The sequence below is a fragment of the Myxococcus sp. CA056 genome, from assembly GCF_013336715.1.
GTDB classification, from domain to species: domain Bacteria; phylum Myxococcota; class Myxococcia; order Myxococcales; family Myxococcaceae; genus Myxococcus; species Myxococcus llanfairpwllgwyngyllgogerychwyrndrobwllllantysiliogogogochensis.
Genome location: NZ_JABUMT010000002.1, coordinates 1517529 through 1536649 on the forward strand (window position 1 = coordinate 1517529; position 19121 = coordinate 1536649).

General features: G+C 71.4%; 18 protein-coding genes. 14 read left to right on the forward strand and 4 right to left on the reverse strand.

Features of this window, described 5'->3' with window-relative positions; genetic code table 11:
• The first annotated feature begins 1 nt into the window (after position 1).
• The 11 genes from HUA76_RS13610 to HUA76_RS13660 are packed head-to-tail and all read left to right on the forward strand — an operon-like array spanning position 2 to position 10718.
• Positions 2–1180, forward strand: coding sequence for a phage tail sheath family protein (locus tag HUA76_RS13610; protein WP_141645051.1), 1179 nt, complete (start codon positions 2–4; stop codon positions 1178–1180).
• Positions 1173–1661 carry a phage tail protein gene (locus HUA76_RS13615; protein ID WP_141645052.1) on the forward strand — a complete coding sequence of 163 codons (489 nt, stop codon included), beginning with the start codon at positions 1173–1175 and terminating at the stop codon, positions 1659–1661. The genes HUA76_RS13610 and HUA76_RS13615 overlap by 8 nt, the downstream gene beginning before the upstream one ends.
• Positions 1654–2997 (forward strand): hypothetical protein, encoded by a 1344-nt coding sequence (locus HUA76_RS13620; RefSeq protein ID WP_174461075.1) that lies wholly within the window; start codon positions 1654–1656, stop codon positions 2995–2997. The genes HUA76_RS13615 and HUA76_RS13620 overlap by 8 nt, the downstream gene beginning before the upstream one ends.
• Positions 2997–3746, forward strand: coding sequence for a LysM peptidoglycan-binding domain-containing protein (locus tag HUA76_RS13625; protein WP_174461076.1), 750 nt, complete (start codon positions 2997–2999; stop codon positions 3744–3746). The genes HUA76_RS13620 and HUA76_RS13625 overlap by 1 nt, the downstream gene beginning before the upstream one ends.
• Positions 3743–5260 carry a phage baseplate assembly protein V gene (locus tag HUA76_RS13630; RefSeq protein WP_174461077.1) on the forward strand — a complete coding sequence of 506 codons (1518 nt, stop codon included), beginning with the start codon at positions 3743–3745 and terminating at the stop codon, positions 5258–5260. Before HUA76_RS13625 ends, HUA76_RS13630 begins: the two co-directional genes overlap by 4 nt.
• Positions 5261–5602 (forward strand): hypothetical protein, encoded by a 342-nt coding sequence (locus tag HUA76_RS13635; protein ID WP_141649479.1) that lies wholly within the window; start codon positions 5261–5263, stop codon positions 5600–5602.
• On the forward strand, positions 5599–6027 hold the full coding sequence (locus HUA76_RS13640; RefSeq protein ID WP_141649480.1) for a GPW/gp25 family protein: 429 nt from the start codon (positions 5599–5601) through the stop codon (positions 6025–6027). Before HUA76_RS13635 ends, HUA76_RS13640 begins: the two co-directional genes overlap by 4 nt.
• Entirely contained in the window at positions 6024–8615 is a 2592-nt protein-coding gene (locus tag HUA76_RS13645) for a putative baseplate assembly protein (RefSeq protein WP_174457927.1), read from the forward strand. The genes HUA76_RS13640 and HUA76_RS13645 overlap by 4 nt, the downstream gene beginning before the upstream one ends.
• The gene (locus HUA76_RS13650; protein ID WP_174461078.1) at positions 8602–9117 is read left to right on the forward strand and encodes a phage tail protein; all 516 of its coding nucleotides are present in this window, start codon (positions 8602–8604) and stop codon (positions 9115–9117) included. Before HUA76_RS13645 ends, HUA76_RS13650 begins: the two co-directional genes overlap by 14 nt.
• Positions 9117–10232, forward strand: a complete 1116-nt coding sequence (locus HUA76_RS13655; protein ID WP_141647005.1) for a hypothetical protein — start codon at positions 9117–9119, stop codon at positions 10230–10232. Before HUA76_RS13650 ends, HUA76_RS13655 begins: the two co-directional genes overlap by 1 nt.
• A gap of 9 nt (positions 10233–10241) precedes the next feature.
• The gene (locus HUA76_RS13660; protein WP_141647004.1) at positions 10242–10718 is read left to right on the forward strand and encodes a hypothetical protein; all 477 of its coding nucleotides are present in this window, start codon (positions 10242–10244) and stop codon (positions 10716–10718) included.
• A 12-nt stretch (positions 10719–10730) separates the two neighbouring features.
• Here the strand turns inward: HUA76_RS13660 and HUA76_RS13665 are convergent, their stop codons facing one another.
• On the reverse strand, positions 10731–11552 hold the full coding sequence (locus HUA76_RS13665) for a hypothetical protein (protein WP_174457931.1): 822 nt from the start codon (positions 11550–11552) through the stop codon (positions 10731–10733).
• Between the two features lie 163 nt (positions 11553–11715).
• Between HUA76_RS13665 and HUA76_RS13670 the strand changes: the two genes are divergently transcribed.
• The gene (locus tag HUA76_RS13670; RefSeq protein ID WP_217439557.1) at positions 11716–13080 is read left to right on the forward strand and encodes a hypothetical protein; all 1365 of its coding nucleotides are present in this window, start codon (positions 11716–11718) and stop codon (positions 13078–13080) included.
• Complete coding sequence (locus HUA76_RS13675) at positions 13077–14402, forward strand: hypothetical protein (protein ID WP_174461080.1); 1326 nt, start codon at positions 13077–13079, stop codon at positions 14400–14402. Before HUA76_RS13670 ends, HUA76_RS13675 begins: the two co-directional genes overlap by 4 nt.
• Positions 14403–14438: 36 nt before the next feature.
• On the opposite strand, the gene HUA76_RS13680 is transcribed toward HUA76_RS13675, so the two are convergent.
• The 3 genes from HUA76_RS13680 to HUA76_RS13690 form a co-directional block, all read right to left on the reverse strand.
• Complete coding sequence (locus HUA76_RS13680; RefSeq protein WP_174461081.1) at positions 14439–14975, reverse strand: dihydrofolate reductase family protein; 537 nt, start codon at positions 14973–14975, stop codon at positions 14439–14441.
• Between the two features lie 323 nt (positions 14976–15298).
• Positions 15299–17113: a hypothetical protein gene (locus HUA76_RS13685; protein ID WP_174457935.1), complete on the reverse strand. Its 1815-nt coding sequence runs from the start codon at positions 17111–17113 to the stop codon at positions 15299–15301.
• A gap of 25 nt (positions 17114–17138) precedes the next feature.
• Complete coding sequence (locus HUA76_RS13690) at positions 17139–17522, reverse strand: hypothetical protein (protein ID WP_174457936.1); 384 nt, start codon at positions 17520–17522, stop codon at positions 17139–17141.
• A 185-nt stretch (positions 17523–17707) separates the two neighbouring features.
• Between HUA76_RS13690 and HUA76_RS13695 the strand changes: the two genes are divergently transcribed.
• Positions 17708–19114, forward strand: a complete 1407-nt coding sequence (locus HUA76_RS13695; RefSeq protein WP_141646997.1) for an FAD-binding oxidoreductase — start codon at positions 17708–17710, stop codon at positions 19112–19114.
• Positions 19115–19121: the final 7 nt, after the last annotated feature.

Genomic DNA, 19121 nt, shown 5'->3' on the forward strand with positions numbered 1-19121 from the left:
CGTGCCGAACTACCTGACGCCCGGCGTCTATGTGGAGGAGGTTCCCAGTGGGACACGCTCCATCCAGGGCGTGGGCACCACCACCGCGGCCTTCGTTGGCCGGGCGCCCGCCAGGGATGCTCGGCTCCATGAGGCGGTGCCCGTCAATGGCTGGGCGCAGTTCGTGAAGGAGTTCGCGCCCCCCGGCTCTCCGGGCACCTCCCTGGCCCGCGCCGTGTACGGCTTCTTCGAGAACGGCGGCCGGCGCTGCTTCATCGTCAACATCGGCGACAGCGAGAGCGTCATCGGCGACGCGCGCAAGCGTCAGGGCGTGGCGGTGCTCGAAGAGGTCAGCGAGGTGGCCATGGTGGCCGCGCCCGGCTTCACGGACGCGGCGGCCTGGGACGCGCTCTTGTCCCACTGCGAGAAGATGCGGGACCGCATCGCCATCCTGGACGCGCCCGAGGACGTGGAGGAGGTGGAGCGGCTCACCAAGGTCTCCACCGGCGCGGAAGGCCCCGGCCTGCGCTGCCGCTTCTCCGACCAGGGCTACGGCGCCTTCTACTACCCGTGGTTCTCCACGCCGGACCCGCTCGGCGACGGCAAGGCCATGGTCAACGTGCCGCCCTCCGGGCACATCGCTGGCATCTACGCGCGCACGGACGTCACGCGAGGCGTGCACAAGGCCCCCGCCAATGAGGTGGTGCGCGGCGCCATGCGGCTGGTGCGCGACGTGACGCCCGAGGAGCAGGGCGAGCTCAACCAGGTGGGCGTCAACTGCATCCGCTACTTCCCGCGCGGCGGCATCCGCGTGTGGGGCGCGCGCACGGTGGCGGACGCCGCCAGCGAGTGGCGCTACGTCAACGTGCGCCGGCTCTTCAACTTCGTGGAGGAGTCCATCGCGCTGGGCACCAACTGGACGGTGTTCGAGCCGAATGACCCCACGCTGTGGAAGTCCATCCACCGCGACGTGAGCGCCTTCCTGCTGCGCCTGTGGCGCGACGGCGCGCTGATGGGACGCACCAAGGAAGAGGCGTTCTTCGTGCAGTGCGACGAACAGACGAACACGCAGGAGACCATCGACGCCGGCCAGGTCATCGCTGTCATCGGTCTGGCGCCCGTGAAGCCGGCGGAGTTCATCATCTTCCGCATCGGCCAGCACGCGGGCGGGGCGGAAGTGGAGGAGGTGTCGAATGGCTGAGGCCAAGGCTCCCGAGGCGGCCCCCCCGGAGCAGGAAGCGGGCGCCCAGCCCGGCGCGCTCGCGGACCCGTTCCGTGCGTACAACTTCAAGCTGCTCATCGACGGAGTGAACGAAGGACACTTCACCCAGTGCACCGGGCTGGAGGTCGAAGTCACCGCGCTGCACTACCGCGAGGGCGGAGCGGGCCCGGTGACGCGCAGGCTGGCGGGGCCCGTCACGCACGGAGACATGACGCTGCGCTACGGCGTCACCGTGTCACCCGAGCTGTGGAACTGGTTCCTCGCGTCGATGAACGGCGTGCCCCAGCGCAAGAACGTGTCGGTCCTGCTCCTGGACATGGATGGGGTGACGGAGAAGCTGCGCTGGAACCTCAATGAGGCGTGGCCGAAGAAGTGGCGGGCGGCGCCGCTGGATGCGCTCGGCCAGCAGATCGCCATCGACTCACTCACCCTCGTCTTCGAGTCCATCACCCGTGGCTGAACCCACGCGCAGACCCGTGCCCGGCGCGTGGCTGCGCGCCGTCGCTCGGAAGATGAAGGCGTGGGCGGAGTCCGTGCTCTCCGAGGAGGAGAGCGACTTCGCCGCGGCGCTCGCCCAGGCGCGCGTGTCGCTGGACGCCCCACGTGCCGACGCGAGCCCGGACGGCGCCGAGGTTGCCCGTGTCCCCGCCGCGCCCGTCACCGTGACGGCGCCCGCGGTGGGGCTGGGGGCTCCGGAGCACTGGCTCCGCGATATCCAGGCGCGGCGCACCGGGGGGCCTCCCGCCGACTGGGTGGCCCGGGTGCGGAAGGTCGCGCCCCATCTCGTCGAGGGGCTTCCGGAAGCGGAGGCACCGCTGCCGGTGAGTGACGCCCACCTCTCGTTCCGCGCGCGGATGTTGCTCTCGGCATCGTCGAGCGCCGCGCCTGCCTCAACGAATGCTCCGTCATCGGCTCCTCCGCCCAGACGCGACGCCGCGCGTCCGTCAGCCGGCCCCGAGCGGGTCGCGCACCGTCCCGCCGCGCAAGCGCCCTCGGAGCGGGGGCCCTTCGCGTCGGCGCGCGGTGAAGGGGGCTCCGAGACGCCCGGGCGGCAGGGGCCCGTGGGTGTTCCTCGCGAGGCGCCTCGACACGCCTCGAAGGTGTCGCCCCTGTCGATGCCGAATCCCTTCGCTGCGACATCGCCTCCGACGCCCGTTCCCATGGACGCGGGGCGGCTCCTGGCCGAGGTGGCCATCACCCCCACCCCGTCGTTGATGCATGGAGGACCGGCCTTCGCCAACCCGGTGATGGTGGCCTCCACTCCCGCGTCGCCTTCGGAGGTGTGCGTGCCGCCCCTGCGGGAAGAGGACCGCGAGCGGAACCTGTGCGCTTCGGGATATCCCCAAGGCATCTCCGCGTCCCAGGCGCTGGGGCTGCAAGGCGTCCCCGTGAAGGCGGCGCCCCCGGCGCCTCGGCGCGCAACGCCCCGGTTCACCGGCGAGCCGTGGGGGCCACGTCGACGTCAGGCCGAACTCCAGGAGGAGGCGCGCCCGGCGGTGCAGCGGGACGTGTCGCTGGAGCGCACACCCCCGTTCGCTCCCTGCACCTGGACGGAGGCAGAGGAGGACGGGAGGCGCGGCGCGAGCGCACGGGAGCAGGAGGAGGCTTCGACGGCGCGCTTCGCCACCCCCGTGAGGGAGGAGCCACCGGGTGCGCCCGAGGAATCGGCCACGGCCGACGCGGCTTCCTGGCCGGAGCTTCCGTCCGCCCTGGCCCCGGAGTCTCCGGACGTCGCCCAGGAGCTCCGGCTCTGGACGCGGCTGCGCCGGCTCGAGCGCGAGCAGCGGGGTGAGTGATGGAGCGCGTGGCCTTCCTCATCGAGCCCGGCGGTGAGCGCATCGGGTGTCTGCTCAACCCGGAGACGCTCGTCGTGCGTCGAGAGGCGGGGCTGCGCCCGAGGCGCGCGCTGGGAGGCTCGCTGCCGTGGGGTGGGCCCGGAGACGACCCGCTGCTCTTCACCGGTGGCGGCACCACCGAGATGACGTTGGACCTGCTCTTCGATGTCTCGCTCTCCGGCTCCACCCTGGAGACGGAGGACGTGCGGGAGCTCACCGAGCCTTTGTGGCGCCTGGCGGAGAACGGCCTGCGAGAAGACGGCGGCATGCGTCCCTCGCTGGCGCGCATGGTGTGGGGCAAGCGGCTCAACTTCCTGGGCGTGGTGGCCGCCGTCGCGGAGCGGCTGGAGCACTTCACGGCGACGGGGGCGCCGCGTCGCTCGTGGCTGCGCCTGCGCCTGGTGCGCGTGGAGGACGAGACGGGCCCAAGGGAGCCGGTGGAGCGCGGCGAGCCGCCAGACGCGGACGCCGTGGAAGCCGCCCTGACGCCTGAGGACTACGAGGCCCACACGGTGCTCGGGGCCGAAGAGGGGGACGACGGCACGCCGGCCTCCGGGCAGCGCCTGGATGAAATCGCGCACCAGCGCTACGGCGACCCGTCGATGTGGCGCCTCATCGCCGCGCTCAACGGCATCTCCGACCCCTCGCGCATTCCCGCCGGACAGGTGCTGCGCCTGCCCACACCCGAAGCGCTCCGGAGGGTGATGTGAGCCAGCTGCGAGGGCTGCCCGAGCTGCGCATCGAGGTGGACGGCGCGCCGCTGCCGACGGGGGATTTGCGCTCGCTCGCGTCCATCCAGGTGTCGCAGCGACTGGCGCTGCCCACGCAGTGCGAGCTGACCTTCACCGACCCTCGCGGCGTCCTGGCGACCTCCGGTCTTCCTCCGGGGACCTCGCTGCGCGTCGCGGCCTCGTCGTCGCTGGAGGACCTCTTCCTGGGGGAGGTGACGGCCGTTGAGTTCTCGCACGCGCGAGGCGGCGCGCGCGAGGTGCGGGTGCGCGGCTATGACGTCCTGCACCGCCTGCGCAAACGGCAGCCGGTGCGCGCGCACGTCCAGGTGACGCTGGAGGACCTGGCGAAAGAGCTCGTCTCCGGGCTGGGGCTCTCCGTGAAGGCCGCGTCCTCCGGGCCGCTGTGGCGCTACCTCATCCAGCATGGCCAGTCCGACTTGGAGCTGCTGGTGGAGTACGCGGACCGCTGCGGGCTGTTCCCCATCCTCCACGGCGACACGCTGCGACTGGTGACGCTGGAGGGCGAGGGAACGCCCGTGTCGCTGCGGCTGGGCGAGTCGCTGCTGGAGGCGTCCATCGAGGTCAATGGCGACGCGGCCTGTCGCGAGGTGTCCGCCGAGGGCTGGGACGTGCTGCGCGCGGAGGCCCACGCGGGTCGCGCGGACGTGCCCCGGGTGGGACGGGACGTGGAGGCGGGAGTCTCGCCGGAGCGCGTGGGTGGCGAGTCGCGTCGCTCGTTGGTGGATGAGGCGGCGGAGGGCATCCCCCACGTCGAGTCGGCGGCGCAGGCGGAACTGGACCACCGGGGCGCGCGCGAGGTGGTGCTCACCGGCCTTGCCGAGGGCGACGCGAGGCTGCGGCCCGGCGCGCGCGTGGACGTGGCGGGCGTGGCCTCGCTGGTGGCGGGGCGCTACGTGCTCACCAGCGTCACGCACCGCATCGACGCCAGGCAGGGCTTCGTCTCGGAGCTGTCCTCCGAGCCTCCCGCGCGAAGGCCCCGGGCGCGGGCGTCCGCGGTGACGCTGGGCATGGTGAGCCGGGTGGATGACCCGGATGGGCGGGGCCGCGTGCGGGCGACGCTGCCTTCGTATGGGGGCGTGGAGACGGACTGGATGCAGGTGCTGGCGGCGGGCGGCGGCTCCGGCAAGGGGCTGATGCTGCTGCCGGACGTGGGGGACACGGTGCTGCTCGCGCTGGGCGGAGAGGACCCGGCGCGGGGCGTGGTGGTGGGAGGGTTGTATGGCGGCGGGGGGCCTCCGGACGCGGGCGTCGAGGGTGGCTCGGTGCGGCGCTACACGCTGCTGACCACGGGTGGGCACCGGCTGAAGCTGGACGACGAGAGCCGCACGCTGCGCCTGGAGGATGGCACCGGCAGCTACCTGGAGCTGTCACCGAAGGGGGTGCGGTTGCACTCGAAGGTGGCGATGGAGCTCGAGGCGCCGGGCCAGGACGTGGTCATCCGTGGACGGTCCATTGACTTCCGGAGAGGCTGAATGCGGCTGCTGACCGTGGACGCGCTGGTGGTGTGTGCCCATGAGCTGGGGCGGGTGGGGCTCGTGAACTCGCAGCCCTGGGTGACGGTGGAGCGCCGGCCGCTGCTCGTGCGCGCGGACCCGGAGGGGCGTCCCATCGGCGGGTGTCCCAACATCGGCCCCACCATCAAGCCCTGCACCACCACGTTGAAGGTGCAGCAGGGGTACTCCACGCTGGTCACCATCGACGGCAAGCCCGTGTGCCTGGACACGCTGACGGGGCTGACGGACGGCACGCCGCCCGGCATCGTGAAGTACAAGGTCAACGCGCCCGGCCAGATGCTGGTGACGGAGGAGCGATGAGCGCGCCCCGCTTCCGCACCTGGCGCTTCGCGCACCCGGACTTCGAGATGGCGGAGAAGTCCGGCCTGCGCGTGGCGCCGACAGGCCGCGTGGAGATGGTGGAGGAGCACGCCGCCATCCGTCAGGCCGTGCTGCTCCTGCTCACCACGGTGCCCGGCGAGCGCGTCATGCGCCCGGACTACGGCTGTGAATTGCACAAGCTGCTCTTCGCCAACAACGACGACACCACCGCGGGGCTCGCCATCCACTACGTGCGCCGCGCCCTGGACCGCTGGGAGCCGCGCATCCAGGTGCTTCACCTGGACGCCACCCGGAGCGCGGAGGACGGCTTCCGACTGGACGTGTCCGTCGAGTACCGCGTGCGCTCCACCGGCCGCACCGAGCGGCTGGCCTATCCCTACTCGCTCGCGGGAGGCCCGACATGACGTCGCTGCCGACACCCCGGCTCGACGACCGGAGCTTCTCCCAGCTCGTGGAGCAGGCGCGCTCACGCATCCTCGCCCTGTGTCCCGAGTGGACGGACCTCACGCCGCACGACCCGGGCATGGTGCTGGTGGAGGTGTTCTCCCACCTCACCGAGACGATGCTGTACCGGCTCAACCGGCTGCCGGAGAAGGCCTACGTGGAGTTCCTCCGGCTGCTCGGCGTGCGCCTCCAGCCGCCCGCCGCCGCGTCGGTGCGCCTGCGCTTCTCGCTGGCCCGCGCCTCCGAGCGACCGACGGAGATTCCTCGCAACACGCCCGTCACCCTGTCGCGCGCCGGAGCGGGCGTGGAGCCCGTCGTGTTCCACACGGCGGACGCGGTGACGATCGCGCCAGGGGACACGCAGGTGGAGGTGCTCGCGTATCACTGCGACCCGGTGGACGGGGAGCTGGTGGGCGTGGGCACGGGCCTGCCGGGCCTCACCGTGCAGGCGAAGCGTCCCCCCATCGTCGCGCCCACCGGGGACTCGCTGGACCTCGTCGTGGGAGTGGAGGCGGGGCCCGGGGAGCTGGATGCGCGCGCGCCGGCCCGCCGCCATGACGGCCGCACCTACCGCATCTGGCGCGAGGTGGAGAACTTCGCGGCGCTGGACTCGAACGAGCCCGCGTACGTGGCGGACCGGATGACGGGCACCATCACCTTCGCGTCCTCGGTGCGCCTGGCGAACGAGACGGGGGCGCTGGACGAGCCGCGCACGCTGGCGGCGGTGCCGGGGGTGGGGCGGGAGATTCGCCTCTGGTACCGGCGCGGTGGAGGCGCCGCGGGCAACGTGGCGGCGGGGACGCTGGAGGTGCTCAAGGCGCCCATCCCAGGCTTGAAGGTCACCAACCCCCGGCCCGCGACGGGAGGCCGCGTGGCGGAGACGCTGGAGAACGCGCTCCTGCGCGGGCCCCAGGAGCTGCACTCGCTGCGGCGCGCCGTCACCGCCGGAGACTTCGAACTCTTGGCGCTGCGCAGCTCCGGCGCGGTGGCGCGCGCCAAGGCCGTCACCCTGGCGCAGCTGTGGTCCCACGCCCCCGCGGGCACGGTGGAGGTGTTGCTGGTGCCGCACCTGCCGCCGGAGGTGCGAGGCGCGTCGGGGGAGGGAATCACGGAGGCGGCGCTGCGCGAGCACGAGACGGAGGAGGCCCGCGCGCGCATCCACGCGGAGCTGGACCTGCGCCGTCCGCTGGGCACCACCTGCCATGTGGAGTGGGCGCGCTACAAGACGGTGCGGGTGCAGGCGCGCGTGGTGGCACACCGCGAGGAGGACACGGCGGCGCTGCGCGCGCGGCTCACCGAGCGGCTCCACCAGGTGCTCACGCCGCTGCCCTCGGGACTCCAGCCGGAAGGGTGGCGCTTCGGCCAGGCGCTGCGCGCCTCGCATGTCTACGACGCGCTCCTGGCGGAGCCAGGCGTCAGCTACCTCGACAAGGTGCGGCTGCTGGTGGACGAGGTGCCCCGCGAGGTGCGCACCCTGGCCGCCGACAGCTTCCAGCCGGGCACCTTCTACGCGGGCGGCGGCGAGACGCTGTTCCGCACGGTGAACGACGCGGACGGCTGGGAGCGGGCGGGCCTGTTCCCCGGCGAGGACGTGGACGCGGTGGAGGCGCATCCCCAGCGCGCGGGCCTCGTCGCCGTGTGCGCGCGGCTGGCCGCGGACTCGAAGCGCTCCCGCATCCACCTGTCCTACGACTGCGGCGAGACGTGGGACGACACCACGCACACGCTGGACGCGGTGGAGGACCTGACGTGGGCGGAGCGCGACGGCGTGCCGGTGCTGCTCCTGGCCACGCGCGTGGGCCTGTTCGAGCTGGTGTCGCGTCCGGGCGCCACGCCCATCCAGGTGCTCGTGGACCCCGCCAATCAGGACCTGGGCTTCTACGCGGTGGCCGCGACGACGGACGTGCGCGGCGCGGTGAATGTCGCGGTGGCGGCCATGGGCACGCGGGGCGTCTTCCTGTCGAGCGGCGGTGGACGCGGAGGCACCTTCCGTCCCATCGGCCCCAAGGGCCAGGACGTGCGCGTGCTGGAGGTCCAGAAGGACGGGCCTCGCTCCTTCCTCTGGGCGGGCCTCGCCGCGGCCAGTGGCGCGGACCCGGGCAGGGGCGCGCTGTGCTGGGAGTTGATGGGCAGCGCGGACCCGCCGGATGGCTGGCGTCCGTTCGACAGGAACTGGGATGGCGGCAGTTGTCTGGCGCTCGCGTTCAGCGGCTCCACCGTGTACGCGGGCAGCCACCGCGTGGGTGTGCTGTGGGTGGACTCGAGTCGCCCCGGTGCCTCCTGGCGGCGTCCCGACGTGGGCTGTGGCCTGCCGCTGCGCGAGGCGGAGCGCCTGTTCCAGCCCGTGTCCGCGTTGGCGTCCTCGCCCACGGGCGCCCCGGTGCTCGCGGGAGGACCGGACGGCGTCTTCCGTCGCCCCCGAGGCAGCGAGCGCTATGAGCCCGTCTCCACGCGCGAGTTCACCGAGAAGGTGACGCTGCCGCCCACGTGGCTCCTCAGCTCCGGCGCGCACACGCTGGAAGTGGTGACGGACGATGCGGAGCCCTGACATCCAGCGGCTGTTGCCGGGCGTCTTCCAGCGCACCGTGATGCCGGGCTCTCCGCTCACCGCGCTGCTGGCGGTGATGGACGCGCTGCACGCGCCCAGCGAGGACGTGCTCGCCGGGCTGGAGTCCCACTTCGACCCGCGCCGGGCGCCGGACCGCTTCGTGCCCTTCCTGGCGCGTTGGGTGGGCATGGACCTGCCCGTGTCCACGGGCCTGGGACGGCTGCGAGAGCTGGTGGCGCAGGCGGTGGAGATATCGCGCTGGCGCGGCACCGCGCGCGGCCTGCGGTTGTTCCTCACCACGGCCACCGGCCGCACCGACTTCCAGGTGGACGACGCGGTGCCCGGCGAGGACGGCAGGCCGCGGCCCTTTCACGTCCTGGTGCTCGCGCCCTCGGCGGTGTCCGCCCACCGGCTGCTGCTGGAGCGAATCATCGAGCGGGAGAAGCCCGCATACGTCACCTATGAGCTGCGTTTCGCGCAGCCGCCTCAAGGAGCCAGTTGATGCCCCGCGCCTTTGACATCACCGCCGTGACGGACACCGTCCGTCTGAATGCGACGGGACAAGGGGAGGTGGCCTACACGGTGTCCAACGCGCTGCGTGCCCCCGTCCGAGCCCGGGCCTCCATCGTCCCGGGCCCCGGCGCGAAGGCGGAGTGGGCCACCATCTCCGGAGGCGACGAGCGGGACTTCGCGCCGGACGGCACGCAGCAGCTCAGCGTGCAGCTTCGCGTCCCACCGGGCACACCGCCGGGACGCTTCACCTTCCACCTGCTCGTGGTGGACGTGACGAACCCGGACGAGCGCTACGCGGAAGGGCCCGCCACGGCCTTTGAAGTCGTGGCCGCGCCGCCGCCCAAGAAGCCCTTCCCCTGGATGTGGGTCGCGCTGGCGGCGGGCGTCATCCTCATCATCGGGACGGTGATTGGCATCATCTCGTCGAGTGGGGGCGCCGAACTGGGCCAGCCCTGCCCGGGGGGGGACTGTGACAAGGGGCTCACGTGTACGGACCCGGATGGCGGCTCGTGCCTGGTGTCCGCGGGCGAGGCGTGTGACGGCGGCGCGATGTGCTCCACCGGCTTCTGCAACAGGAGGGGTGAGTGCCAGCTGGCACTGGGGCAGACGTGCGCGAGCCAGCGCGACTGCCCGGGGCCGCTGAAGTGCACGGAGGTGCCCGGCTCGCGGCTGTGCCTGCTGGAGTCCCTGCAGGACTGCGAGCGCGACAGTGACTGCTCCAGCTTCTACTGCCGCGCCGACGGGAAATGCAGCCGGGACGACGGGCGCTGCGAAAGCAACGCCGACTGTCGCCAGCCGGCGCAGTGTGGCCCCACGAAGCTCTGCCAGCTCGCGGATGGACAGCCCTGCCGGTCCAACGAGGTCTGCCTCTCCGGCTTCTGCGCGGGGACGTGTCAGGTCGCCCCGCTGGGCTTCCAATGCCCGGGCCCGTGCCCGGACTTCACTGTCTGCAGCAATGGCCAGTGCGTCAACGTCCGGGCGACGGTGCTCAACCAGGAGATGCTCCAGGTCTCCCCTCGCAAGTCGGAAATCATGGAGCAGATGCAGGAGCAGCAGCGTCTGCAACTGGAGATGCGTCGGCGGGAAGAGGGCATCATCCGGTAGCGCCGCGCCATGCCTGAGCTCAAGCCCCTCCATGTCGTGCTCATCCTGGCCATCGTCGCCATCGTCGCGCTCTATGTCCTGGGCGTGGGCCTGGGGGCGAAGGATGAGTCCTCCCGTCGCGAGAGTCCCACGCAGTCCGCCCAGGAGCTCCGGGAGCGGTTCATCAAGCCCGAGCCGGTGGATGCCACGGAGCTGGCCGCGACGTGTGCCTTCCAGGAGGGGGTGCTCGTCCTTCCGAGCGGGGGCTCCTGCCGGGTGGACGTGAAGGCGTCCGACACGCGGATGCGCTCGCTGGAGGTGGTGCCCCGCCCCCTCTCCGTGGTCCGGGTGTCGCTGGCGTCGAGGGGCAAGCCGTCGGTGCCGGCGAAGTTCGACCCGCTGAAGGAGGCGAAGAAGCTGGACGTGGCGAAGGAGGGCGCGGACCTGGAGGTGACGTGTCTGTCGGCCCCTCCGCAGCGTCCCATCTGCGAGCTGGGACTGCGGTGAGCAGGAGCGGCCTCAGGCCGGCGCGGCGCGCTTGAGGCGCAGCACCTTGAGGATGGACACCAGCGCGCCCACCAGCAGCAGCACGGCCCAGATGAGGCCGAGGATGGCGACGATGATGGCGCTCACCGCGTCGGTGATGCTGACGAGGATGCCGGGCACCAGTCCGTGGAGGAGGGACACCACGGCGTTGGCCAACAGCGACGTGAGGTAGAGCAGCACCAATCCCTTGTTCTGGAGGAAGCGCTGGTGCGCGAGCACCAGGCACACGCCCGCGGCGAGCTTGAGGAACATCAAGAAGCCCAGCGTGCCGGCCGCGCCTCCCCGGTTGAAGAAGCCCCACACGGCCAGATAGGCCAGCGTGCCGAAGGGCACCGACGCGACGAGCGTTATCATCGTCAGCGTCAGCGCGATGGCGGCCATGAGCAGGCCGAAGCCGGTGAGCAGCGCGACGATGGAGCCGATGAGCGTCGCCAGTCCCTGCACTCGCCCGTGGACGCGCTCGGGGATGATGAGGCTCGCGCCCATCAACCCGAGCGTGAGTAGCAGCAGCGCATCCACCAGGGCGAGGTAGGGAATGCCCAGGCCCGGCGTGGGCGGGTTCTCCTTCTGCGTGCGCACCACGTCGGAGGGGTCCACGTCCTCTCCCTCGCAAATCGCGGCGTGCAGGGGACGGCAGTCCTCGGGGAAGCCCGGAGGCAGCGGCGCGCAGGGCTTCGTGCCACTCAGCACCGAGCAGTCCGGCGACTTCTGGGGCAGCAGGATGGGCGAGCCCACCTCCACGAGCACACAGAGCGCCAGCAGCACCAGCGCGGCGATGAGGAAGGGTCTTCGCATGCGGTCCATGCCGCGCCCCCCGGCAAGGCGCGCCCCCAGCGGCGCGTGAACGCGAGCCTAGGCATGGTGGAAGGGGATTCCCTCGTGCCGTCGTCGGGACTGTCCTGGGGCTCACGGGCTCTGCTCCCGGAGGGAGGGCCCGACCGGATATGCTGCGAGGGCAATGTCCGAACGCAACCGAACCGGTGCCGTGGTGCCCGAGTCGCGACCGTCGGAGGGGGACCTGCGCCGCCGCCTGGAAGGGCGCGTGGAACTGATTGAGTCCGCCCTCCGCCGCTACCGCATGCTCGACAGGACCCTGGATTCGCGCGGCTGGCGGCGGACGTTGCAGGACGAGCCCTCGTTGATTCAGGACGTCCTGGAGGTGGAGCCCACGTTGCTGGAAGCGCTGGAGCGCACCGAGCGGCGCGGTGAGCAGGAGGGCTGGCCGGAGGGCTCGTCCATTCCGAAGACCGCGAGTCGGGTGCGCGAGGTCCGCGAGCGACTGACGATGCGCGTGCGCGACGCGCTGCTGACCCGGGGCCTCGTGACGGAGTCCCTGTCGCTGGAGGCGAAGCTGCGCGAGCTGAAGGAGGTCTGCGCCCAGGAGGTCTCCCTCCAGCGGACGCCGACGGAGCCCTTCGCGCTGCGCATCGCCTCGGTGGGCCGGGCGCCGCAGTACGTGGTGGCCTTCGTCTTCGTCCTGGCCGCGCTGGGCCTCGGGGTGGGGATTCTCTGGCTGCTGCTCCTCGGTTCGACGGGAGTGGCGCTGGTCGGTGGCACGCTGGCGTTGGTCGCGTTGTTGATGGGGACGGTGACGCTGCTGCGAATGAAGGCCCCAGGCGTCGTCTGGCTCACGCCGGAGCGCGTGGTGTGGATGCCGCCGGGAGACGAGCCCCCGGTGGCCGTGCGGCTGGACTCGCTGGAGGAGGGCGGACTCCAACTGGAAGACGGCGGGGGAGCGCTCAGCCTTCGCGGAGACCACTTCATCCGGCTGACGCGGTTCGATGGCGCGAGCGCCGACCGGCTGCGCGTCCTGATGGAGTTGTTTCGCGATGCCCGCGTCCGGGCGCAAGCGGCCCGGGTGGACCGGCGGGTGGAGCTGTTGACGTTTTCGGCGCTGCTGCGTCGCAAGGGGACGTGGAGCTCCGGGCAGGCCGTGTTGCTGGGTCGTGGCGTCTTCTTCCTCCCCGACCCCGACGCGGGCGCGGCGCTGTTGCATGCCGCGACCGGCCGGAGGTTGCTGTCGAGCGTCGAGCTGGAGTGCGTGCTCGATGGCCTGTGCTGGCAGCCCGAGTCGGAGCTGGACGCGTACCTCGTGCGGGCCACGGTGGCGACCGGGGGCGCGGCCTGGTCGTCTCAGGATGCGCGGGTGGCTCGGGACATTCCCCTGGAGCAGGAGGTCCACATCACCCGGGGCGAGGAGGTGCTCGTCGGCAACGTGGGGCTGGCGCAGCGGGAGCTTGCCTACCGATTGGTGCACGCCTGGAGTGAGGGTCTCCAGGATTCGAACGAGGACGTTCAGCCCAAGCTGAGCAGCGGGTCATGACCGAGCGTGTCCACACCGGGAAGGAGTCGTCGGAAGGGCCCACCGCCGAAGACGTGCGCGTCCAGTTGGAAGGTCGCGCGGAGGTGCTTGAGGCGGCGCTCCGGCGAGCGGCCACCCTGGAGGCGGTGCTGCGCGGCCGGGGATGGAAGCGTCGGTGGCGCGCGCATCCCACGCTCGTCTCGGAGTGGCTGGCAGAGGAGGCCACTGTCGAGGAGGCTCTGGAGCGGACGAGCCGGCGCGCGCGGGTGGAGGGCTGGTCCGACACGCTGCCGGTGATGGAGGGGCTGCGCGAGCTGGAGGCGCGCCGGGAGCGGCTCAAGACGCTGGTGCGCGCGCGACTGTCGCGGTTGGTGCACGTGTCCGGTCCTCCCGTGCTGAAGGTGGAGCTGGCGCGGCTGGACGGGTTGGTGGGCAAGCGGGCGACGATGACGCTCGAGCCCGGTGAGGTGCTGCTGTTCCAGGCGGACCGGTTGTCGCCGGTCTCCTCGGGACAGACGCTTCCGCTGCTGGTCTCCATGGCCCTGCTGTATTGGGGCTTGTATGTCCTCCTCCTGGCGTTGCTGCGAGGAAACGGGAGTCGGGCGGGGGTGGCGCTGGTGGCGTTCATCGTCGCCCCGCTGTTCGTGGCGTGGGCCCGGGCGGGTCGCGTCTGGATGACGAGCAGGCGGCTGTTGTGGATGCCGACGTTCGGAGAGACCGTCTCCGTCCCCCTGGCCACCATCGCGCCTGGAGGTGTCCACCTGGGGCCCACGCACGACTTGAAGGTGGAGGGTGAGCCCCGGCTCCAGGTGGCCCATCTCGCGGACGCCAAGGCGCTCGCGACCCTTCTCGAGCTGCACAGCCAGCCTCCGCTGCTGGGGCGGGTGCGCTCCGGGGTACGGCTCGCGGACGTGGTTGTCTTTCCCGCATCGCTGCGGGAGGCGGCGGCGGCGCCCCGCTCGGGGTGGGCCGTGCTGCGGCCTGGCGGCGTGTCCTTCATTCCGGAGGCGGCCGGTCGTCAGGTGCTCTCGACGGTGACGGGGCGGGAGTCGACGCTCGCGGCGGACGTGGGCCGGGTGTTGGAGCAGCTCCGCTGGCTGTCCGGCACGGAGTTCGACGACTGGCTGACGCGGCTGGTGACTGCCACTGGAGGCGTGAGCTGGTCGGCCTGGGACTCCTTGAAGCGGGAGGAGGCTCCGCTGTGGAAGCCGTTTCGAGTCAGTCGCGGCAGGCAGGTCCTGATGGGGCAGATGGAGTGGTCCGCGCAGTCCTCGGCCGAGTTGATTCTCCGCTCCTGGCCGGACGCCGTCACGCCGGGAAAGGCGAAGAGCGCCCGGACGTGAGCGCACTCACGTCCGGGCACCCTGGAGCGCGAAGGCTCAGTGCTTGATGGCGTACTGGAGCAGCACGACGCCGGTCCGGTAGACCTTGGTCGACAGCAGCTCCAGGGGGATGTGTGAACCCAACCGCGAGACGAGGGGGATTCCCGCGCCGAGCAGCACCGGGTTCAGTTTGATGAGGACCTCGTCCACGAGGCCCGCGGTGAGCAACTGCGTGGCCAGGGCTCCGCCTCCCGCCAGGTAGATGTCCTTGCCCTCCTGGGCCTTCAGCGCGCGCACCGTGCCGACGACGTCTTCGGAGATGAGGTGGACGCGGGGGTTCGGGCTCTCTTTCAGCGTGCGCGAGACGACGTACGTCTCCAGGTACGGGTAGGGGTCCGTGACGTTGAACTTCAGGCCGATGTCATACGTCCGGCGGCCCATCACCACCGCGCCATAGGTGCGCAGCGTGGCGAGGTACTCGGTGACGTGGTCGCCTTCGTTCGCGAAGCAGTCGAAGGAGTCGTCCTCTCGGGCGATGAAGCCGTCGAGGGTGGTGGCGACGTGGTACGCGAGCTTGCGCTTCTGGGGTTGCATAGGAGGACCTCGGATTCGAGAAGTCCCACCGCGCACGGGTGGCGCTCCGCGCCGGAAGGGTGCGGTGGGGACGTGAATGCGGTGCTGTGGGAATCGCTCACGGGGAGCGCCTCACCCGCCACCTCGGACGCATGGCGTCGAGGGCGAGGAGGAGCGCTTCGAGGAGCGAGAGCTGTCAGTGAGAAGAGGTCATGGACAGCGCGGTTTCCCGCGCCGGAAATGAGGATGGCCTCAACCCACTGACGATGCAAGTCACGAGGTGACGCAGTCCCGCCCCGACTCCAGGCAAGGGTTCGCCTGTCGTCAGATGGCGGGAATGCGGCTCACGGCTCCAGGATGAGGTCCATGTCGCTGTCGTCCTCCGTGGCCTCCGTCACGTCCGGGTCGTTGTCGTCCAGGTCGTAGCCGTAGATGGACATGCCCGGAGGTATCGTCGCGCCGATGCACGGAATCTGCCGGGGCTCGGCGCCCACGCCGTCGCCATCCATGTCCGGATAGAGCACGACCCAGCGCGTGCGCTCCGGGTCCGCGTCGTCGCAGTCGTTGCCCGTGGCCTTCGTGAAGTACGGCGCTGGCAACGCGCTGCCCACACAGACACCGCCCTGCTCGGGCATCGTGGCGCCGTCCAGGTCCCGGTCCACGTGGGTGTAGTTGCGCTGAACCCAGCGCGTCGCATCGTCGTCCGCGCAGTCGGTTCCCACCGCCGACCGGGAAGGAGGCGTCTGCCCGTCGGTGCACAGCGTCTCCGACGTGCCCGCGCCCACGCCATCTCCATCCAGGTCCGGCCAGGACAGGAGCGACGTGTGTCGCGTGGGGCTCGTGTCGTCGCAGTCCCGGCGTTGCTCGGTCCACGCATAGCCAGGAGGCAGTGCGGTGCCACCACAGACGTTGCCCGCTTCGGGCACCGTGTAGCCATCCCCATCCGCGTCGCGATGCCGGTACTCCCGGAGCTGCCACCCGCTGGCGTTCGAGGGCGCGCAGTCGGAGCCGAGCGTCGAGTAGCCCTGTGGCACCGTGCCACCCGCGCACAGCGTCACCGCCGTGCCCGCGCCCACCAGGTCCCCGTCTTCGTCGGGATGGACGCTCCAGCTCACCCGGATGGAAGCATCCTGGTCGTTACAGTCGAGCCCGCGGGGAAGGTGGGCATAGCCCTGGGGCAGAAACTCGCCGCTGCACCGCACGCCATTTTCGGGGACCGTGTCGCCATCCCCATCCGCGTCGCGGTACGTGTAGCCCCGCCACTGCCAGAGCGTGGCGTCCCCGGGGGCGCAGTCATCGCCCTGGAGCGCATGTCCCGGAGGCGCCACCGCGCCCGCGCACCGGGCCTGGGGCTCACCCGTGCCGAAGCCATCGCCATCCGCGTCCACGTAGACGTCGCGCGTCCGCCACACCGTCGAGTCCGAGTCGTCGCAATCCGCGCCGAGGGACTGGAGGGTGTAGCTGGCAGGCAGTTGCTGAAGGGGCGCGAGGCAGAGCGCGCCCGGCGCATCCACGGTGAGGCCATCCCCGTCGACATCCCGGTACAGATAGGCGAGAGACACCGCGCGAGTGGCATCGAGCGGCGCGCAGTCTCCTTCCACGATGGAGAACCCCAGCGGTGGCGACTTGCCGGCGCAGACGTCCACGCGAGGGCCCTCGCCATACCCGTCCGCATCCAGGTCCGGCCAGGCGCCGCGAGCCACCGCGAAGCGCGCATCCTCGTCATCGCAGTCCGAGGGGCCCGCCTGCTCGCGATACCCCCAGAGGGTCTCCCCCAGACAGACCTCCACCGGACCCGGGCCCGTGGCGCCGTCGCTGTCCCGGTCCGGATACAGGCCGGAGACCGTGCGCCACCGGGAGCTGTCCTTCGGGGCGCAGTCTCCCGGCACCGAGGTCCAGCCCAGGGGCAGGGCGTTGTCGGGGGCGCACACCTTCTTCAAGGCCCCGTCACCCCGACCGTCACGGTCCACGTCCTCGTAGGCGGAGACCTCGTGCCAGTTCGCCCTGTTGAACGGCTCGCAGTCCGCGTCGTTCGCCACGCCGTCGCCGTCCGAGTCCTTGCCGCCAGTCCCGAGGCCATCGCCACCATCGGCGCAGCCAGACTGGAGCCCCAGCAGGGCCAGCGCGAGCGCCAGCCAGATGCTTCGCGTCGTCGCCATGAGCGGGAGTCCCGTCTTCCGTCCGTCAGGGAGCCGGCGCCGCCGTCCGGCGGGTCAGTTTGCAGGTGACAATCGCCCCCTGGTACCGGAGCGACAGCTCGAGGAGGTAGGCCCCTGGCTTGTTCATGAGCAGCAAGGCCAGCCGGTCGCAGCGAGCGATATGCGGGCTGGCGCCGTAGTAGTTGGTGGACGGGTAGGGGAACTCGAACTCCAGGGTCCGGGGCGTGTTCTCTCCCTGGAGGACGCCGGTGACCTGGATGGTGTCCGCCTGGACGAGGGAGTAGCTGTCCACCGTCACGAAGACGTAGGGCACGTTGGGCTGGGGTGTCTCGGCCGCCAGCGCGGAGGGCGTCAGCGTCACGGAGGCGAGCAGCAGGGCGGCGGCGCGGAGGACTCGGCTCGGATGCATCTTCGGAATCCTGGAGGGTGGGGTGGGATACAGGGACGGCCCGACAGAACCCGACGGGTGTCGCCTGGGTATACGCAACGAGCCCATTTTCCTGTCCGTTTCCCGGTGAATTCCGGACGACCTCCCAGCCGCCGGGGCCCTCGCCGCACCTTGTCACCGGGTGGGACCTGCAATACGCCTGGGGCATGTCCAGCGCCGCGCTCCCCGCCGACTTCCTCCGCGCTCTCTCCGAGGGCTTCCCCGTCGATTTCCTCACCCAGGAGCCGGAGGAATTGAAGGAGTACGGCCGCGACTGGACGCGCGTGTATGCCCCGGCCCCGAGCGCGGTGGCGCTGCCCCGCACCACGGATGAGGTGTCCCGGCTGCTCGCGCTGTGCCACCAGCACGGCGTGGCGGTGGTGCCCTCCGGAGGCCGCACGGGCCTGGCCGGTGGCGCGGTGGCGGCGAAGGGCGAGGTGGTGCTGTCGCTGCAGCGCATGGCTCGCCTGGGCCCGGTGGACCTGCTCGGCAACACGGTGCGCGTGCAGGCGGGCGCGGTGACGGAGGCGGTGCACCGCCACTGCGCCGAGCATGGCCTGACGTGGCCGGTGGACTTCGCCTCCAAGGGCTCCAGCACCGTGGGCGGCAACATCGCCACCAACGCGGGCGGAGTGAAGGTCATCCGCTACGGCCTCACCCGCAACTGGGTGCTGGGGCTCCAGGTGGTGACGGCGGATGGCCGCGTGCTGGAGCTCAACGGCGCGCTGGAGAAGAACAACACCGGCCTGGATTTGCGCCAGCTCTTCATCGGCAGCGAGGGCACGCTGGGCGTCATCACCGAGGCCACCCTCAAGCTGACGCAGCTTCCCGGCAAGCAGGACGTCTTCCTCTTCGCCGTGCCGGATGTGGCCGCCGTGCTGAGGCTGTTCCGGGACGCGCGCCAGCAGACGGCCTTCCTCATCTCCGCCTACGAGTTCTTCACGGACCGCTGCCTTTCGCGCGTGCAGCGCCACCGCAAGCTGCGCTCCCCCTTTGAAGCGACCAGTGGCTGCTACGTGCTGCTGGAGGCGGAGTCACGCGACGCGGCGGCGGTGGAGGCGTGGCTGGGCTCGCTCTTCGAGCGGGGGCTGGTGACGGACGGCACGCAGGCGCAGGGCGCGGCGCAGGCGGCGGAGCTGTGGGCGCTGCGCGAGGGCATCAGCGAGAGCCTGTCCGCCACGGGCCTGCCCCACAAGAACGACATCTCCCTGCCCGTCGCGGGCCTGGAGGCGTTCTGCGCGGAGCTGGAGGCCGTCTTCCAGTCGCGCTACCCGGGGTGGGAAATCTGCCTCTTCGGCCACATTGGCGACGGCAACCTGCACGTCAACGTGATGAAGCCGGACGCGCTGGACAAGGCGGAGTTCCTGGCCCACACGAAGCAGGCGGACCCCACCATGTTCGAGCTGGTGCGCAAGCACGCGGGCAGCATCTCCGCGGAGCACGGCATCGGCCTGTTGAAGAAGGACTACCTGGGCTACTCGCGCTCCGAGGAGGAGCTGGCCCTCTTGCGCGCGCTCAAGCGGACCCTGGACCCCCGGGGCGTGCTCAACCCCGGGAAGATTCTGGACGCCTGAGCGCGCA

Excerpts from the sequence above, each read along its gene's own strand:
- HUA76_RS13615 (WP_141645052.1), top strand. The coding sequence starts at position 1,173 with ATGGCTGAGGCCAAGGCTCCCGAGGCGGCCCCCCCGGAGCAGGAAGCG.
- HUA76_RS13625 (WP_174461076.1), top strand. The coding sequence starts at position 2,997 with ATGGAGCGCGTGGCCTTCCTCATCGAGCCCGGCGGTGAGCGCATCGGG.
- HUA76_RS13635 (WP_141649479.1), top strand. The coding sequence starts at position 5,261 with ATGCGGCTGCTGACCGTGGACGCGCTGGTGGTGTGTGCCCATGAGCTG.
- HUA76_RS13640 (WP_141649480.1), top strand. The coding sequence starts at position 5,599 with ATGAGCGCGCCCCGCTTCCGCACCTGGCGCTTCGCGCACCCGGACTTC.
- HUA76_RS13645 (WP_174457927.1), top strand. The coding sequence starts at position 6,024 with ATGACGTCGCTGCCGACACCCCGGCTCGACGACCGGAGCTTCTCCCAG.
- HUA76_RS13650 (WP_174461078.1), top strand. The coding sequence starts at position 8,602 with ATGCGGAGCCCTGACATCCAGCGGCTGTTGCCGGGCGTCTTCCAGCGC.
- HUA76_RS13655 (WP_141647005.1), top strand. The coding sequence starts at position 9,117 with ATGCCCCGCGCCTTTGACATCACCGCCGTGACGGACACCGTCCGTCTG.
- HUA76_RS13660 (WP_141647004.1), top strand. The coding sequence starts at position 10,242 with ATGCCTGAGCTCAAGCCCCTCCATGTCGTGCTCATCCTGGCCATCGTC.
- HUA76_RS13665 (WP_174457931.1), bottom strand. The coding sequence starts at position 11,552 with ATGCGAAGACCCTTCCTCATCGCCGCGCTGGTGCTGCTGGCGCTCTGT.
- HUA76_RS13670 (WP_217439557.1), top strand. The coding sequence starts at position 11,716 with ATGTCCGAACGCAACCGAACCGGTGCCGTGGTGCCCGAGTCGCGACCG.
- HUA76_RS13675 (WP_174461080.1), top strand. The coding sequence starts at position 13,077 with ATGACCGAGCGTGTCCACACCGGGAAGGAGTCGTCGGAAGGGCCCACC.
- HUA76_RS13680 (WP_174461081.1), bottom strand. The coding sequence starts at position 14,975 with ATGCAACCCCAGAAGCGCAAGCTCGCGTACCACGTCGCCACCACCCTC.
- HUA76_RS13685 (WP_174457935.1), bottom strand. The coding sequence starts at position 17,113 with ATGGCGACGACGCGAAGCATCTGGCTGGCGCTCGCGCTGGCCCTGCTG.
- HUA76_RS13690 (WP_174457936.1), bottom strand. The coding sequence starts at position 17,522 with ATGCATCCGAGCCGAGTCCTCCGCGCCGCCGCCCTGCTGCTCGCCTCC.
- HUA76_RS13695 (WP_141646997.1), top strand. The coding sequence starts at position 17,708 with ATGTCCAGCGCCGCGCTCCCCGCCGACTTCCTCCGCGCTCTCTCCGAG.